The 14,904-nt window shown below is 57.7% G+C and carries 13 protein-coding genes and 1 pseudogene; 4 read left to right on the forward strand and 10 right to left on the reverse strand.

Annotation, left to right across the window (positions count from 1 at the left end; all coding sequences use genetic code 11):
- Nucleotides 1-103: 103 nt before the first annotated feature.
- The 4 genes and pseudogenes from C722_RS0100150 to C722_RS26590 form a co-directional block, all read right to left on the reverse strand.
- Nucleotides 104-2,467 (reverse strand): heavy metal translocating P-type ATPase, encoded by a 2,364-nt coding sequence (locus C722_RS0100150; protein WP_081594550.1) that lies wholly within the window; start codon nt 2,465-2,467, stop codon nt 104-106.
- 226 nt (nt 2,468-2,693) lie between these two features.
- On the reverse strand, nt 2,694-3,047 hold the full coding sequence (tnpC, locus tag C722_RS0100160) for a Tn3 family transposase post-transcriptional regulator TnpC (protein WP_017638586.1): 354 nt from the start codon (nt 3,045-3,047) through the stop codon (nt 2,694-2,696).
- A pseudogene (locus tag C722_RS24395) lies at nt 3,044-6,058 on the reverse strand (Tn3 family transposase). The gene tnpC and the pseudogene C722_RS24395 overlap by 4 nt, the downstream one beginning before the upstream one ends.
- A 220-nt stretch (nt 6,059-6,278) precedes the next feature.
- Nucleotides 6,279-6,446, reverse strand: coding sequence for a hypothetical protein (locus tag C722_RS26590; RefSeq protein WP_017638589.1), 168 nt, complete (start codon nt 6,444-6,446; stop codon nt 6,279-6,281).
- A gap of 760 nt (nt 6,447-7,206) precedes the next feature.
- On the opposite strand from C722_RS26590, the gene C722_RS0100175 reads away from it, so the two are divergent.
- Nucleotides 7,207-7,470, forward strand: coding sequence for a hypothetical protein (locus C722_RS0100175; protein WP_017638590.1), 264 nt, complete (start codon nt 7,207-7,209; stop codon nt 7,468-7,470).
- A gap of 142 nt (nt 7,471-7,612) precedes the next feature.
- On the opposite strand, the gene C722_RS26595 is transcribed toward C722_RS0100175, so the two are convergent.
- From C722_RS26595 to C722_RS0100195, 4 genes are all read right to left on the reverse strand, one after another.
- Nucleotides 7,613-7,858 carry a hypothetical protein gene (locus C722_RS26595; RefSeq protein WP_231893093.1) on the reverse strand — a complete coding sequence of 82 codons (246 nt, stop codon included), beginning with the start codon at nt 7,856-7,858 and terminating at the stop codon, nt 7,613-7,615.
- Nucleotides 7,859-7,957: 99 nt separating this feature from the next.
- Nucleotides 7,958-8,194: a hypothetical protein gene (locus C722_RS26050; protein ID WP_132833210.1), complete on the reverse strand. Its 237-nt coding sequence runs from the start codon at nt 8,192-8,194 to the stop codon at nt 7,958-7,960.
- Between the two features lie 1,115 nt (nt 8,195-9,309).
- Entirely contained in the window at nt 9,310-9,765 is a 456-nt protein-coding gene (locus C722_RS24410; RefSeq protein ID WP_017638593.1) for a hypothetical protein, read from the reverse strand.
- A gap of 137 nt (nt 9,766-9,902) precedes the next feature.
- A complete protein-coding gene (locus C722_RS0100195) occupies nt 9,903-10,907 on the reverse strand; it encodes a GlxA family transcriptional regulator (protein WP_017638594.1) in 1,005 nt (334 codons plus the stop codon).
- A gap of 119 nt (nt 10,908-11,026) precedes the next feature.
- On the opposite strand from C722_RS0100195, the gene C722_RS24415 reads away from it, so the two are divergent.
- From C722_RS24415 to C722_RS0100210, 3 genes are read left to right on the forward strand one after another with little or no spacing between them, the layout of a single operon-like run.
- A complete protein-coding gene (locus C722_RS24415) occupies nt 11,027-11,893 on the forward strand; it encodes an alpha/beta hydrolase (RefSeq protein ID WP_051226121.1) in 867 nt (288 codons plus the stop codon).
- Nucleotides 11,894-11,903: 10 nt separating this feature from the next.
- Entirely contained in the window at nt 11,904-12,530 is a 627-nt protein-coding gene (locus C722_RS0100205; protein ID WP_017638596.1) for an FMN-dependent NADH-azoreductase, read from the forward strand.
- A gap of 28 nt (nt 12,531-12,558) precedes the next feature.
- A complete protein-coding gene (locus C722_RS0100210) occupies nt 12,559-12,882 on the forward strand; it encodes a YciI family protein (RefSeq protein WP_017638597.1) in 324 nt (107 codons plus the stop codon).
- 141 nt (nt 12,883-13,023) lie between these two features.
- Here the strand turns inward: C722_RS0100210 and C722_RS0100215 are convergent, their stop codons facing one another.
- Together C722_RS0100215 and C722_RS24420 are read right to left on the reverse strand one after the other, a co-directional pair.
- Nucleotides 13,024-13,992, reverse strand: a complete 969-nt coding sequence (locus C722_RS0100215; RefSeq protein WP_017638598.1) for a DNA replication terminus site-binding protein — start codon at nt 13,990-13,992, stop codon at nt 13,024-13,026.
- 400 nt (nt 13,993-14,392) lie between these two features.
- Nucleotides 14,393-14,904: LysR substrate-binding domain-containing protein (locus tag C722_RS24420; protein WP_017638599.1), on the reverse strand; the 512-nt coding region annotated here is incomplete at its 5' end.

The raw sequence follows: 14,904 nt of genomic DNA on the forward strand, positions 1-14,904 counted from the left end.
CACATGTAGGACTTCATATTTCCAGCTTACGGGGCAATTCATGAGCAATCAATGAGGCAATCGGTCGCTTCGCAACCGAAGCCTAAGCCTAAGCCGACAGGCTTCAAACTACACGCGTTTGACGGAGCCGGAGTGCGTTGAACACAACCGATGCTGAGCTGAGGCTCATGGCCAGGGCAGCAATCATCGGAGACAGCAACAGTCCGAAGAACGGATAGAGCAGACCTGCGGCAATCGGGATGCTCAACCCGTTGTACATAAAGGCAAACAGAAGGTTCTGACGCATATTGCGAACCGTCGCCACCGAAAGCGTGCGCGCGCGCAGTATCCCCATCAGGTCACCTTTAACGAGCGTAACTTGGGCGCTGTTCATGGCGACGTCAGTGCCCGTGCCCATCGCTATGCCGACATCAGCCCTGGCGAGCGCCGGCGCATCATTTATTCCGTCGCCTGCCATGGCGACTACTTTACCTAGGGCTTGTAGCTTAACCACCAGCGCCTCCTTGTCTTGCGGCTTCACTTCGCCATGCACCTCATCGATCGATAGCTCACGAGCCACCGCGCGGGCAGTGGTAAGCCCGTCGCCGGTGGCCATGATGACTTGCACGCCCTCCGCTTGGAGCCGCGCTACAGCTTCCTTGGACGTCGGTTTGATTGGGTCCGATACGGCCAGCAAGCCGGCAAGTGCCCCATCAACAGCCAGGTAAACAATGCTGGTACCGCTCTCGCGCATTTTTTCTGCCTGATATTTCAACGGCTCGACGCTCACACCCGCATCTTCCATAAGCGCGGTGTTGCCTAGCTGTAGCTGCTTGCCTTCCACCAGACCACGGACTCCGATCCCTGACCCTGACTCGAAGGTCTCTGGCTTCGCCAGCTGGATACCTTCGCTTCTGGCATGGTCTACGATCGCGTGGGCTAGGGGATGCTCACTACCTTGATCCAAGCTGGCAGACAAACGGATGACTTCCTGCGAGTCAAACGGCGTGACGCCTATGGCCCGATCGAAGACAGGTCGGCCCTCGGTCAAGGTTCCTGTTTTATCGACAATCAGCGTGTCTACCTTACGGACATTTTCGATGGCGCCTGCGTCTCTGAAAAGCACTCCACTTCCAGCCGCTTTGCCTGTGGCAACCATGATCGACATAGGCGTTGCCAGGCCAAGTGCGCAAGGGCAAGCAATGATCAAAACCGCAACTGCATTGATCAGGCCGAATACCCAGCCCTGGTCAGGCCCGAACAGGCCCCATGCAAAGAATGTCAGCAAGGCGATACCGATGACCGTCAGCACGAAATAACCTGCAACCGTGTCTGCCATTCGCTGCATGGGTGCTTTGGAGCGTTGTGCATTCGCAACCATCTGGACGATTTGTGAAAGCATGGTCCCGGAGCCAACCTTAGTGGCTCGCATGACAAGCGAGCCGCTCGTGTTCATCGTCGCGCCGATAAGCGAATCGCCTGTCCGCTTCGTCACCGGAACCGGCTCGCCCGTTAGCATGGATTCATCGACGGCGCTCTCGCCCTCCAATACCTCTCCATCAACGGGTACCTTTTCACCAGGACGAACGCGCAGATGGTCGCCCTCATGAACATGTGTGAGCGGGATGTCCTCCTCTGAACCATCTTTGGCGATACGGCGAGCGGTTTTAGGTGATAAGCCAAGCAGGGACTTAATTGCCGAGGACGTCTGCGAGCGGGCCTTCAATTCCAGCAACTGGCCCAGCAGAGTCAATGAAATGATCACCGCGGCGGCTTCGTAATAAACGCCTATCCGGCCGCCTACTGTGAATGACTCTGGAAACATGCTCGGTAAGAGGGTTGCTACGACGCTGTAAATATAGGCAGCCCCCGTGCCAAGCCCGATCAAGGTCCACATGTTTGGGCTGCGATGTTTGACCGAGGCGAGACCGCGCGCGAAAAATGGCCAGCCTGCCCACAAGACAACCGGGGTCGTGAGGGCCAGTTCAACCCAGTTCTGGCTAGCCCCGTGAAACAGCGGTATCGCATGTCCCGCCATGGCCAATAGTGTCACTGCTACGGTCAGGGGCAGCGACCACCAGAATCGTTTCGAAAAGTCCTTGAGTTCAGGATTTTCCTCCTCGTCGAGTTCAGGAATCAGCGGTTCCAATGACATCCCGCAAATAGGGCAATCACCTGGCCCCATTTGGCGGATTTCAGGGTGCATTGGGCAGGTGTACTCTGTCGTTGCATCACCGGCGGGTGGTTTCTGTGCGGGTGGGGTAGATGCCCGAGAGGAGGTCCCATGAGCCTGCGGTGCAGCGAGATATCGAGCAGGGTCGGAACGAAACTTGGTCTGGCAACCCTGGCTGCAGAAGCGGTAAGTGCTTCCCTGATAATGCTCTTGATGCTCGCTATCCTCTTCCACCTTCATCCCGCAGACGGGGTCGGTGAGTGCTGCAGTACCTTTCGTTTGGTCGGGCTGGTGATGGCACTGCTGAGAGGACATACGGGGCACCTTATGGATTGGTTAGCGACGAACTTGGCCTATTGCAGGGACATTTGCGGTTTTTCAATGCTTGCAGCGTCTGACAGCCAATATATGCAAAGCGTCCTGACCAAAGGCTGAAGTAACCATTACATTTCTGTCAGGTTCTCTGGTATGTCAGGTCGTATGTATGTTGAAGCGAGCTGCTGAAAAAGTAGCTCGCGCAGATACCGCCTGCTGGCCTAACCTATGCCTCCATTGTTCGATGCTCGGCCGCTTCATTTTGATGAATACCGAACCGTGCAAAAGCCAGCGCCTCAAGATCCGTCTGTAGAGATTCGGCCTCTGCCCAGATACAGGCACTCTCGGCAGGCACCGTAAGAGCGATGCCCTCAACTATCGTCAGAACCATCGCATGCAATCTCAGCAGCTCATCGCGAATGGCGGTGGTTCCGCCCATTTCTAGCGAGCAGGCGTCCAATCGATCAACCAGCCGGAGCAGTTGAGAGGTGTCGAAGCCGTCGCGCAAGTTTTCCAACGCCACTGCATCGACTTCGCCGTACGGTGTAACGCGAAAGGATGCGGGAGGAACATTGATCATGTGGTTTTCTCGGTATCTAGCTGGCGAGGGGTGATCACCCGCAGCGAGCCGGCAGCTTGTTGGAACACCAAGTCCTTGATCCAAGGCTCCGGTGGCCGGTTGAGCTTGAGGTTGAATTCGCCGAAGCGCTTGACGTTGCTGGTCAGGTAAGGGCTGAGGAAAGACACGTCCTCGTCGGTGAACTGCCAACCCTCTCGGGCCAATTTCTTCAAGATGCGCATCATATCCACGGTGTTCTGCAGGATCACCGATGAGGCCACCATGTCGTTGTAGCGCAGACGTTTTTGCTGTTCGTCCGGATCGTTTTCGGCAATCACGTCGCCACCGAACGAAAGCCACTTCGAGAAACCGTTGTAGGACTCGATCTTGTTGGTGTTCGCGGTGACTTCCTGGCGCAACTCGCGGCTGCCGATCCAGTTGAGCAGGAAGATCGTGCGGATCACGCTGCCCAGCGCCTGTGCCGCATGGTAGAGCTTGTTTCGCCGGCTGTAGGAGCCGAGTTTTCGCAGCAGCATAGGCGAGGAGATTTTGCCGACTTGGATGGACAGCGCGACCTGCATCAGATCTTGCCAGTGGGTTTCGATCAAGTGCCAGTCGGCAGTGTCGGTGAACAGGCGGTTGATATGCTTGTACGACGCGCCGCGATCCGGCCGGCACATCACCAGGTCACGCCAGTTGCGGATACGCGGCATCAGGTTGATGCCCAGCAGATGGGTGAAGGCAAAAACTGTCGCCGATTGCCCCTGCGTATCTGAATACACAGTGTCTGCCTCAACACTGAGATCAGCCTTTAGCAGCCCCTCAATTACGTAAATCGCCTCCCAGATGCCAGGTGGGATGAAGTGCTGGAACACAGCGATGTAGTTGTTGGCCACGTGCCGATAGGCCACGGCACCCATCTTGCGGTAGCGGAAGTGGTAGCCGGCCAGCAGGTTGTCATCATAGAAGTCGAACTGCGTGCCGTCCGCTGCCACCGCCTTGCCATCGCCCCAGAGCTTAGGCAGATCAAGTTGCAGATAGAGTTCCACCAGCTCGCGGTTAGCCTTGTCCAGCTTCTCCAACGATAGGTGGCGGCGATTCGTATAGGACAGCATGTGTGGCGTGACATTACCGGCCAGATGCCGCGCGGCCTGGTTGGGGCCGAGATTGCAGCCCATTGCGAAGATGGTCATCAGATAGCGCTCGGCAGGCTCTTTGAGCTTCGGCTCGTTACCGGACATGGGACCGAAATGCCGCGTGAACTGAATCCAGTGCTCGATGCTGGCCATGATGTCGAGCACGTGCCTGGCCGGCATGCGCTGCATAAGCGCCGTCTGTAGTGAGATGGCCGAAGGTGGGATGTCCCGCGCCGTTACTCGGCGCAACACCGGTTCTCCGGCTTCGTTAATTGATACGTCCCCTCGGCAAGATGGGAATTTGTCGTCCAGTTGTTGCGCGGTTTCCTCCAGCTGGGTCTTGAGGGAGCCAACAAACTCCTTCGCCGTGCCTGGCAGCCCGACCTTTTCGCAGTAGGCCGGTAGTCGCTGCAGGCATTCTTCCCAGGGCAGCAACTGCTTGCGGTAGTCGGCGAAGGATTCCGACCCCTGTACACACATGTCACCCGATCGCAGCTCGCTGGCCAGGTAGGAGAATACGCAAACTTCCAAATAGCGCCGGTTGGTCGGTGGCCCCTCACTGGCAGGACGACGAACGACCTTGACCCAGCGCTCCGACGCAAACGACAAGTCGATGTGCTCGTCGATCCATTAGCGGCGTAGATTCTCGCTGTCCTGGATCAGTTGAAGATTCTGAACCAGCGATCGATCCTGAGTCGTGGGCTCCAGTTGGAGAAGGTGGCTGAGACGGAACAATAACGAGCGATGGGACTTGAAGTGCTTCCAGATCAGCGGCAGATAGTTATTACCGCCGGTAGCCTGTACTTCGGCGCAAGTCTCACGCAACCGATCCAAATTGCCACCGGGGGAGAGGTATTCCCGAATCAGACTGCCAGCCTCCTGGTCATCCGGTTCTTGAACCAGAATCTGCACCACGCCATCCAGGGTCGCCGCCAACTGCTCCAGCTTCTGGCGTTGCCGCGCCTGGATTCGCTCCAACTCCTCCTTGGCGCGTTTATGGATCGTCGAAATCCGTCGGATGAACATCTCGGCCAGGTGATCCCGGGTCCGCACGCGCATGCGGTAGATCAAGGCCAGCATCAGCGTGTAGCGTTTCGGCAGTGAGCAGTCCTTCAGCTCGGCTACATCCGACGCCGCGGCTTGGGCAGCGAAGTGGCGGATCTTGGTGTCGACTATTCCTCCAAAAATGGCATCCAGATCCCCGAGGCTCTCGAGCCAAGCCAGATGATCGATCAGCACCTCCAAGTGCTTGCGAGATGGCTTCTTGGGCGCCTGCTTCAGCGCATTGAAGTCGCTCTGGCGTCGGCCGAAATCAGTGTCGAGCAGATCCTTTAACTTGTGGATCACCTCGACTGGCGTTCTGGTTACTACGAGGTTGAATATTGCCTCTTGGGATTCGGCATGAATTCGCTCAGCGAGATCATTCAGGGTCGAGTACGCAGGGAGCTCATAATCCTGGCTGATCAGTTCTTCGATTACGGAGTTGATGATGTCGGCGCGTTGGTCAAGCACAAACGACATTGCTTTGGCATGCCGCTCGGCGAGCTCCATGGCATCAGAGCCGTAGAATGCCGTCACACCGAGGCGAGCTCGGATCGCGTTCATGTGGCGATATTGTTGGAACCACTTGTATTCCGCGAGTTTCACCTTGCTACGCTGACCCAACTCTCCGCGAATGAAGTCCACCAGTTGAATAGGTACGTCGGTGATATCAGGAAAATATCGGAGCACCTGAAAGGTTTTTAGGAGAACGGCGAGATTGAGGTGAAAGGGGGCCTTGGACTTGCTTCGTACCCACTTAATCTCATCATCTGAGAACGAAAAATCACGCTGCAGCTCAGCTTTTGAATACGCCTTTGGCAGAGTGGGATACGCCGTACGCTCTAATGAAGCCATAGGAACTCCTTTTCTGAGGAGTCAGAAAAGATAGTCCACGATCAGAGGCTGTGCGGTCGACTTGGTAAATTCTCTTGGCATCAACACGTTACGTGCGAAGTGAGTGAATTTTCCTTATATCTCGGCATGACCCCGTCATGTGATCGTCCGCTGGTTGGGGTAGTTGTGTACCTCAACAGAACGTATCCGACGCGGCGGAAATGCAACCCCATCCACGGCGCTAGTCCCCCAAGCGAGCGCCTGGCTCGCCCAGGGCCACATAGGCGAAGCCGCCGAGTCGATAGGTCGAGGGCGTAAGGAACCCAGGTCGATCGCTGTCCTGCGGCCGCTGGCCACCGGTGGACAGGTAGAGATTGCGCTCTGCCCAGACCTCAGCGCGCGCCTTCATATCGCCGCGCTGCCGGCCGCCCGCGCCACGGTCGAAGTTGCGCAGGGCCGAGACCTTCGGCTAGCACGAACACCCGCAGGTGGGCCTTGATGATGGCATCCCATGCTGGCCGCGCTCACCGAACCAGAGCGTGCAGCGTGGATGTGGCGCCACGGCCTGGTGCTTGATCCTCACCTGGTCGTCTGCCAGGTTCGCGATGGTGCGCAGATCCTGGTGCTCGGGCGTCTACTCGATCGGCATTCCCTGGTGCTGCGCCCTACTCTCAGCCTCCGCCTGCAGCTGCTCACGCACGGTGGCCACCGGTACCCGCTGTTTGCTGGTGGTGTGGCCAGGCCAGGTGAGCGAAATCCGTTCTGGCGCTCCATCGAAGTCGAGGATGGTGTGCAGCGACGGCGCCCAAGGCGCTCTCGCGTGATTCGAGCTCGTCGATGATGCGCCGCTCGGGTGCCTTGACGCTCAACACGTCTTGCCGCGTGCTCCCCTGCAGGCGGAAGTAGCCCGGCTGGCGCATGACGGTGTCGGCGGCATAGCCATCAGACACACATAGCCAGGCGTACCGCTGCTTCAGCTGCTTTGTTCGATCGTCAGCTGGACGGTGTGGTCGATGGGCAGCCAGGTCCTCAGGGAGGATACGCTTCGCTAGCGGAGCGCTCGAGGGTCATGCGGCGCCTCCGGAAACGTTCGGATCTTCGATGGAAGCCTGTCTGCAGCAGAGCTATTCGCTGTCGCTGGTGTGTGGAAGCCGCATAAGGATGCTGGTGTGCTGACAAATCAAGAGATCAAATGGGCCGCGCTGCTCGTAGTGGTCGTGAGCGTTGCGAGGGCGCAGTTGCGAAAGCGGTGGCCTGAACAGGTGCGACGATGGGAGCACCTGGTCGATCTGTCGATCTTGGTGACGGTGATCTTTCTGATGATGGCAGCCCTTACTAATCTCGGCAGGGAGCCGGGCCGACCGATGCCCGCAGGGCCGACCAGGATTGCCTCCGTGGCGCTGACAGATATCTCGCTCCAGCGCCACAGCTGAGCGCAGGCGCTAGGCCGGTGACTCGTAGGTGATGCCGCCGAGCCGATACGTCAAAGGCGTCTTGAGCGGTACCCGATTACCCTCCGCCACTTCCATCCGCTGGCCACCGGTGGGCAGGTAGAGGTTGCGTTCTGCCTAGACGTCAGCGCGCTTTCACATCGCCGCGCCGCCGGCCGCGGGCCGCACGATCGAAGTCGCGCAGCGCCGAGACCTTCGGCTCGGCCTCGCCGGCGAGCACGAACACCGGCAGGTTGGCTTTGATTATGGCGTCCCACTTCTCGCCGCGCTCACCAAACCAGAGCGTGCAGCGCGGATGGGCGCCACGACCTTGTGCTTGATCAGCACCTAGTCGTCCGCGAGGTTCGCGATCGTGCGCAGATCTTGGCACTCGGGGGTTTGCTTGAGCGGTATCTGCCGTTCGAGCGGGTAGTGCAGAGAAGAACCGGCGCTTATAGCGAACGCTAATGCCCTGCTTCGGAGCCCACTTTCAACAGCGTGTTGAACGCACTAGCGCCAGCCGTTCACGGATATAGGCGTCGTTGCCTATCGCCTGGGCATCGAAGGGGATAGCAACGGCGCGCGCGTCTGAGCGCGAATACAGGCGGGCAAAAATCGAACCATCTGGGCAGGTAGGGCTGACTAGAACGGTCCATCCTTCCAGTTCACGACTCAAACGCTGCATCAATATTTGTGTGGGCATGGCAGCGAATTTGGATATATTCATAATTTTTACCCTGAGTATTGGGCGATGACTCGGATGAGTACTTGGCGGCTCTTTGCCTGCTATTCATAAGGCGGGCTCGATTCGGCTTGACGTTCTAGACGCTCCAACACGCGTAGAAGTAGCGATAACGGGCTCCGACAGCAACACCTTTCGGCCTCTGCCAAAAGCGGTAGAGGCTGCGCCACGTCTAGTTTATTTAATTTTTCGAGAATGGAATCAAGCGAACGGGATCTGGGCCGATAAGGAACGCTCATATGGGGCTGTGTCTGACCATGCTTGCTTCCGGCTGCGGCCAACGTAAGTCCACGCACGACGTCTTCCTCCCAGGTGCTTTGACGACTATCTGTCATTACCCCAGAAATTTCTTTTGCTCGTGCAGGATGCGGCAATGGGCAGCTAATGCATTTCGGTCGCCAGTCTCATTGCATCTTCCTCAACCCTTTTAATTGTTTCTGCTGTCAGCGCTTCAAGCTGAAATAGAATGTTCTGAAGTTCGGATTGGCCATATCCACATTGCGCAGTTGATCGCTTCTCAACGTAAGCAATCTGTGGATCTGCAGCATGAAATTTCGATCGGGATTTTCAGGTATAGCGAAAAGGCTACTCATCGTCGTCTCCACGGATGTTACCATCACGACAACCGATATCGCCCAAAATGTTTGTTTCTTAAGGCAATTCGTCGCCGACGGCATGCCTTGTGGCGATGTTTTTATTCCTTGACTATACAGTGCTGTTTATGCGGCTAATCCCTTTATTCGCGTTGACGACGGTTCATTTAAAGAACTTGTAAAATGCTTGTAAAATGCTTGTGAAAAACTTGTGAAAAGCACCTTCGATGTGGCTTCGAACTACGATTGGCGACAGCGATTATATAAAATAATGTTACAGCACCGTTCAGTCTGAGTGACATTCGTCGGGATCACGGCTCAGGCCTGACTATCTCACTAGTACCTCCGGTCTTTCGTCGTCGGCACAGGTGAATCGGAATCTTGGGCGACCGAACCTGCTGGCGCAGATAGGCGCCTATTGCTCAGCTGATCTACAATGGTCGTCACGCGCAGTTGCCTTTCTGCCCATCAACAGATTGGGACTGTCGCAGAGGTTCTGAGACAGGGCTATATCGACCTTTGATAGGTGGCGCCGGCGAGCCTATAAGTCGATGGCGTCTTAAGCGGCGCCCGGTTGCCCTCCGCTGCCGCTGGCCGCTGCCCATCAGTTGGCAGGTAGAGGTTACGCTCTGCCCATACCTCTGCCCGAGCCTTCACATCGCCGCGCTGCAGGCCGCGTGCGGCGCGATCAAAGTCGCGCAGCGCCGAGACCTTTGGCTCGTTCTCGCCGGCGAGCACGAACACCGGCAGGTTGGCCTTGATGATGGCGTCCCACTTTTTGCCGCGCTCACCGAACAAGAGCATGCAGCGCGGGTGCGGGGCGACGACCTTGTGCTTGATCAGCACCTGGTCGTCTGCCAGGTTCGCAATCGTGCGCAGATCCTGGTACTCGGGTGTTTGCTCGAGCGGTATCCCTTCCTGCCTCTCCCTATTCTCGGCCTCCGCTCGCACCTGCTCGCGCACAGTCGCCACCGGTATCCGCTGATTGCTGGTGGTGTGGCCAGCCCAGCCTAGGTGAAGGAGATCCGGCGTGACGCACCGTCGCAGCCTTGGACAGTGCAATACATCCCTTCGGTATGACATCGGTGCCGGACCACGCCCTACCCAATTCTTCCCTTCGCCCAACGGCGATACTCTGCTGGGTTCATTCCGGTAATTTGCGTGAATGCGCGGCGGAAAGATGTGTCCTCGTTATAGCCACATTCAAGTGCCACCTGCTTGATACTCGCGCTCGGTGCCTGGAGCAGCACACAGGCGGTTTCTATCCTTACCCGCGTGATCAATTCTTTAGGTGACTCATTCGTCAAATGCTTGAGGCGTCTGTGCAACGTACGGTCGCTGACGTGCAGCGCCTTAGCCAGTTCCAAGGCAGTTAGCCCACCGGGGCTGCGGCGGATAAGCTGCTCTGCTTCGAGCAGGAATGGATCGCTTCCATTGATGAACCCTCTGGGGGCGTAGATCGATTGGGGCAAGGGCAGGCTGTCCGCCACGGATATATCTGCGGCCAGCCTTGCTATCTCAACGCCAGCGGAATTCCTGATTATTTGTAGCGCCAAGTCGATCCAGGAAAGCGGGCCTCCTGTCGTAATCACCTGGTCGTGCGATTCCATCGCGGACCCCCACACAGGTAAAGCCCTAGGAAACCGCCGTTTGAAAACGTGGTGGAGCCACCATGTTGTGGTGCATCGGCGTCTATCAAGGAGGCCAGCTTCGCCGAGTACGAACGTACCGGCACAGGCCCCACCAACCCACGCCCCCTTTTGGTGACAGGCGCTAATCCAATCCGAGGCTTGCATGACCGACTTAGTCAATGGCGGCGCGCGATCGGCGGCCAATGCCATGCCCGTGACGAGTACGGCATCGCATACCTCCACGTCGCGGAACGAAGCATCGACCGAGATCAAGCGGCCCTGGGGATCACGCAACGAGTTGCCGTCAGCACTAACAACGACCGTTTCAAACTCCGGCCGAGCAGCGTGCCCCGGGCTCTGGGGTAACTCCAAAGGCGGCGATCGCAAAGTCTGATTGGTCATCCAGAACAGATCTGACAATCCGGCGATAGCGGACAGGAGGCTGCCTTCAAGGGCAACGATAGCAATACGCACAGTCTCAGTCCTTCTCTTTGGAAATGGCGAATTTTCCATGAACTATGGCTGGTTTGGCATCTCACGTCTTGTTTTACGGCTACCTAGACTAGCTCCACAACTCACCTGAGTAGCCAAACATGAAGCTGTCTCCTGACCTTTTGCTCCTAGGCCAAGCACCTCGTCTTGCCTGGGCCTGGCTGATACGGATAGGAGCCTTGCTTGGCCTATCCACTGGATTGGCCAGCTCGCCCGCATCGGCTGATGCGCCTGCCCAGAGAATCGAGAATATCGTTTTGGTGCATGGCGCCTTCGTTGATGGGTCGAGCTGGTCTCCCGTGCTGGAGCAGCTGATCGAGATGGGCTACCACGTCACCGCCGTTCAGAATCCGCTTACCTCACTGAGCGATGATGTGTCGGCCACCGAGCGAGTGTTGCAAAGACAAAAAGGGGATGTCCTGCTGGTAGGTCACTCATGGGCAGGAACGGTGATCACTCAAGCAGGTAATGCTACGAACGTTAAAGGTCTCGTCTATGTGTCCGCGCTCGCCCCTGATAGCGGCGAGTCAACAATTGATCTCCTCAATCATCTGAATGCGCCCGCAATGGCGCTCGCTCCCGACCGTGAAGGTCTGCTGTGGTTAGACAGTCCGACCCTTTTCCACTCCGTCATGGCGGCCGACTTGCCCATCGCTGCAGCCCGTTCCTTGGCGGCTCGCCAACAACCCATAGCGGCGAACAGCTTTAGCACCCCTATTGAGCACGCTGCCTGGCGCGACAAACCAAGTTGGTACCTGCAGACGCTCAACGACCAGGCGCTAGCTCCATGGGTACAGCAGGCCATTGCGCAACGCCTAGGCGCCACCCTCCATTCGGTACCTTCCAGCCACTTGTCGCTGCTATCTCAACCGGAGGTCGTCGCTCGCCTGATCGATGAGGCCGCTAGGGGAGTGCCCCATGACAAAGATCATCGCCCCGCTAAGACCATGCCTATCCCCCAACCCTGAGGATATCAACATGAAATTGCTTCACATCGACTCCAGCATCATGGGCAACGCTTCTGTTACACGTGAACTCAGCGCAGCCGTTGTGGCGGCTATCCAAGCTGATCGACCAGATGTCCGAGTAACGTACCGAGATCTGGCGACGGAAGAGATAAGCCATCTGAGCGGTCCTATTGCTGCAGGATTTCGCCAGCCTTCGCAGGCTGATGTTGCGCCGGAAGCCTTAGCGCAACATCAGCTATCCGAAGCACTGGTAACGGAGTTTCTGGCCAGCGACGTGCTGGTCATAGGCGCCCCTATGTATAACTTCAGCGTGCCGACCCAACTGAAAGCCTGGCTAGATAGGATTGCGCAGGTAAATCGTACTTTTAAATATACCGATAGAGGTCCGATTGGACTCACTCGTGACAAGTATATCGTCGTGGTATCTGCACGAGGAGGCTTCTATGCCGACGGCTCGTTCCAGGACATGGACTTTCAAGAGCGTTACCTTCGAGCATTCTTCGCCTTTCTAGGCGTAAAGGACGTCGAGTTTGTCCGTGCTGAAGGTACATCGCGAGGAGACGCAGTCCGTCAAGCCGGGATCGAATCGGCGTCTTCATCAATCCGCGCCATCGTGGCCAGTCTTCCGGCCAATTGAACGCAGATATCGTAGCGAGGATTCAACCATGATTTACGCTATCAACTTGACCTACACTAGCACCTCGGAAGCCATTAACGCCTGCCTTGACGCACACAAGGAGTGGTTGATTCACCATCTGAGCGCCGAGCGGATACTCTTCGCAGGTCCTCTTGAGGACAAGGCCGGCGGTTTCATCCTCGCTTTTGGGTCTTCGTTGTCAGAGATCGAGCAGATGCTCGCGGCTGACCCCTTCGTTGCTCATGGACTTGTTAGGACTGATATCCTCGCGACCCAACCTGCCCTTCGTGCCGCGAACTTTTCAGGTGTGTGGGCAGCCGCTGCAAAGCCTATCTCGCCTGGCTCGGCATAAGCCCCGGCTGTTTTTTCCTACATATCACTGGGCGACTGATGCGTTGTGATTGCTAACCTAGCGCGTCGAGTTGCCTCTATCTCGTCCGAGATATCGAGGCTGGTAGGGTGCCGCTATTCCGCCACGAGGACTCAACTTACGTTACGTCGGTGATTCGTAGGTAATACCACCTAGTCGATACGTCGAGGGCGTAAGGAGCGGATTTCGGTCGCCCTGCTGCGACCGCTGGTTACCCGTAGGCAGGTAGAGGTTGCGCTCTGCCCAGACCTCAGCGCGCGCCTTCACATCGCCGCGCTGGCGGCCTCGGGCTGCACGATCGAAGTCGCGCAGCGCCGAGACCTTCGGCTCGGCCTCGCCGGCGAGCACGAACACCGGCAGATTGGCCTTGATGATGGCGTCCCACTTCTCGCCGCGCTCGCCGAACCAGAGCGTGCAGCGCGGGTGCGGGGCGACGACCTTGTGCTTGATCAGCACCTGGTCGTCAGCGAGGTTCGCGATCGTGCGCAGATCCTGGTGCTCGGGCGTTTGCTCGAGCGGTATCCCCTGCTGCTGCGCCCTACTCTCGGCCTCCGCCTGCAGCTGCTCGCGCACGGTGGCCACCGGTATCCGCTGGTTGCTGGTGGTGTGGCCAGCCCAGGTGAACGAGATCCTCCGCGGCGCGCCATCGAAGGCGTGGATGGTGCGCTGCAGCTGCTTGGTGGTGACGTCGGCGCCCAGGGCGCGCCGCAAGAGCCGCGGCCGCATCTCGGGGGTGTAGCCCAGGGCGAGCCGGAGCGCCTCGATCTCGTCGGTGACCACCTGCTTACTCGCATTGATGGCCAACACCTGCGGCAGCACGCTCGCCTGCAGACGAAAGTAGCCCGGTAGGCGCATGACGGTACCGGCGGCTTGGCCAACGTCGCGCTGGTGGCTGGCCAAGGCCGCGGTGGCCAGCGCGATCGCCGCCTGGCCGTCGACCTCCTGGACCTCGAGGACGTCCGGCGTCTTCTGCTCGTTCAGCAGCGGTACCTGCCATACGCGGCCGCCGACCACCAACCCTGGCCAGGTCGAATTGAAGCTGGCCAGCTGCTCGACGAGCACTTGGTGCGCACGCTGGATCCCTTCGTACATGGCAATGCCCTCCTCACGGGCGTCTTCCCCAACCACAAAAATATACCACCCCTGTACAACGCAAGCGCCTATCTAACCTCTCCCCCTTCCACCACAAGGTCGCCTCACCCCTTTCCTTCCTTCTCTCCTTCTCTTTTTTCCTTCCCTTTCCCTTCTGTCGCGCGCGGGGCGCGGGCGGATAGAGAGGGGAGCTCGGGTGGAGGGGGTGCAGGGGGGATTGGAGTAAGGGGCACGTGCAGGGGTGGTATATTTTCGGAAGCGAATCCGGTGCTTAGCTGTAGCTGCGCTGGTTACCTTAGAGAGGTACTGCCAACGAATAACGGGCGCGCTTCCTGTAGATTCACAAGAAAGGACTATCAGCTGTTACCGCTCCTATCACCCTCTTCATCCAGTGAGATATCTATAGATATCGCTTCACGAGCTTCAGGTCCCTCGCCAACTGGACCCGCATGAAAGCCAGCAGCTTTTTAGCCGACTCCGCGAGTGGTTTCCCTGGACGAAATAGGAGAAGGCTTCGCGTTCGAATATCGAGATCGAACGCCTTGACCACTACCCCGCGATCAATAAAATCCACCGCAGCCAAAGGTTTGATGAAGGCGATACCAATACCCTGCGAAACCGTACTGCAGATCGTGTGTGCATCGGCCGTCTCGACACGGACGTTGAGCGAAACGTTTTCCAGGTCGAGTGCCACTTCTAAGCAACGCCGGCCACTGTCCTCCGGATTGAGGGCGATAAAGTCGTAGCCACTCAGGTCCTTGGCACAAATCGAAGACTTGTCAATCAGCGGGTGCCCCTTAGGCAAAGCGATCACACCAGGTTCATTGATGAGTTCGGAATGTTCGAGCCTAACCACAGGCATTTCATCCGCCATCACCCCGAAGTCGCAAAGACCGGCGGATACCTCTTGAT

This window comes from Pseudomonas sp. 313 (assembly GCF_000316965.1).
Lineage (GTDB): Bacteria > Pseudomonadota > Gammaproteobacteria > Pseudomonadales > Pseudomonadaceae > Chryseomonas > Chryseomonas benzopyrenica.

Coding starts and splice junctions, on each gene's coding strand:
- C722_RS0100150 (WP_081594550.1), bottom strand. CDS start 2,467: ATGTCCTCTCAGCAGTGCCATCACCAGCCCGACCAAACGAAAGGTACT.
- tnpC (WP_017638586.1), bottom strand. CDS start 3,047: ATGATCAATGTTCCTCCCGCATCCTTTCGCGTTACACCGTACGGCGAA.
- C722_RS26590 (WP_017638589.1), bottom strand. CDS start 6,446: ATGAAGGCGCGCGCTGAGGTCTGGGCAGAGCGCAATCTCTACCTGTCC.
- C722_RS26050 (WP_132833210.1), bottom strand. CDS start 8,194: ATGAATATATCCAAATTCGCTGCCATGCCCACACAAATATTGATGCAG.
- C722_RS24415 (WP_051226121.1), top strand. CDS start 11,027: ATGAAGCTGTCTCCTGACCTTTTGCTCCTAGGCCAAGCACCTCGTCTT.
- C722_RS0100205 (WP_017638596.1), top strand. CDS start 11,904: ATGAAATTGCTTCACATCGACTCCAGCATCATGGGCAACGCTTCTGTT.
- C722_RS0100210 (WP_017638597.1), top strand. CDS start 12,559: ATGATTTACGCTATCAACTTGACCTACACTAGCACCTCGGAAGCCATT.
- C722_RS0100215 (WP_017638598.1), bottom strand. CDS start 13,992: ATGTACGAAGGGATCCAGCGTGCGCACCAAGTGCTCGTCGAGCAGCTG.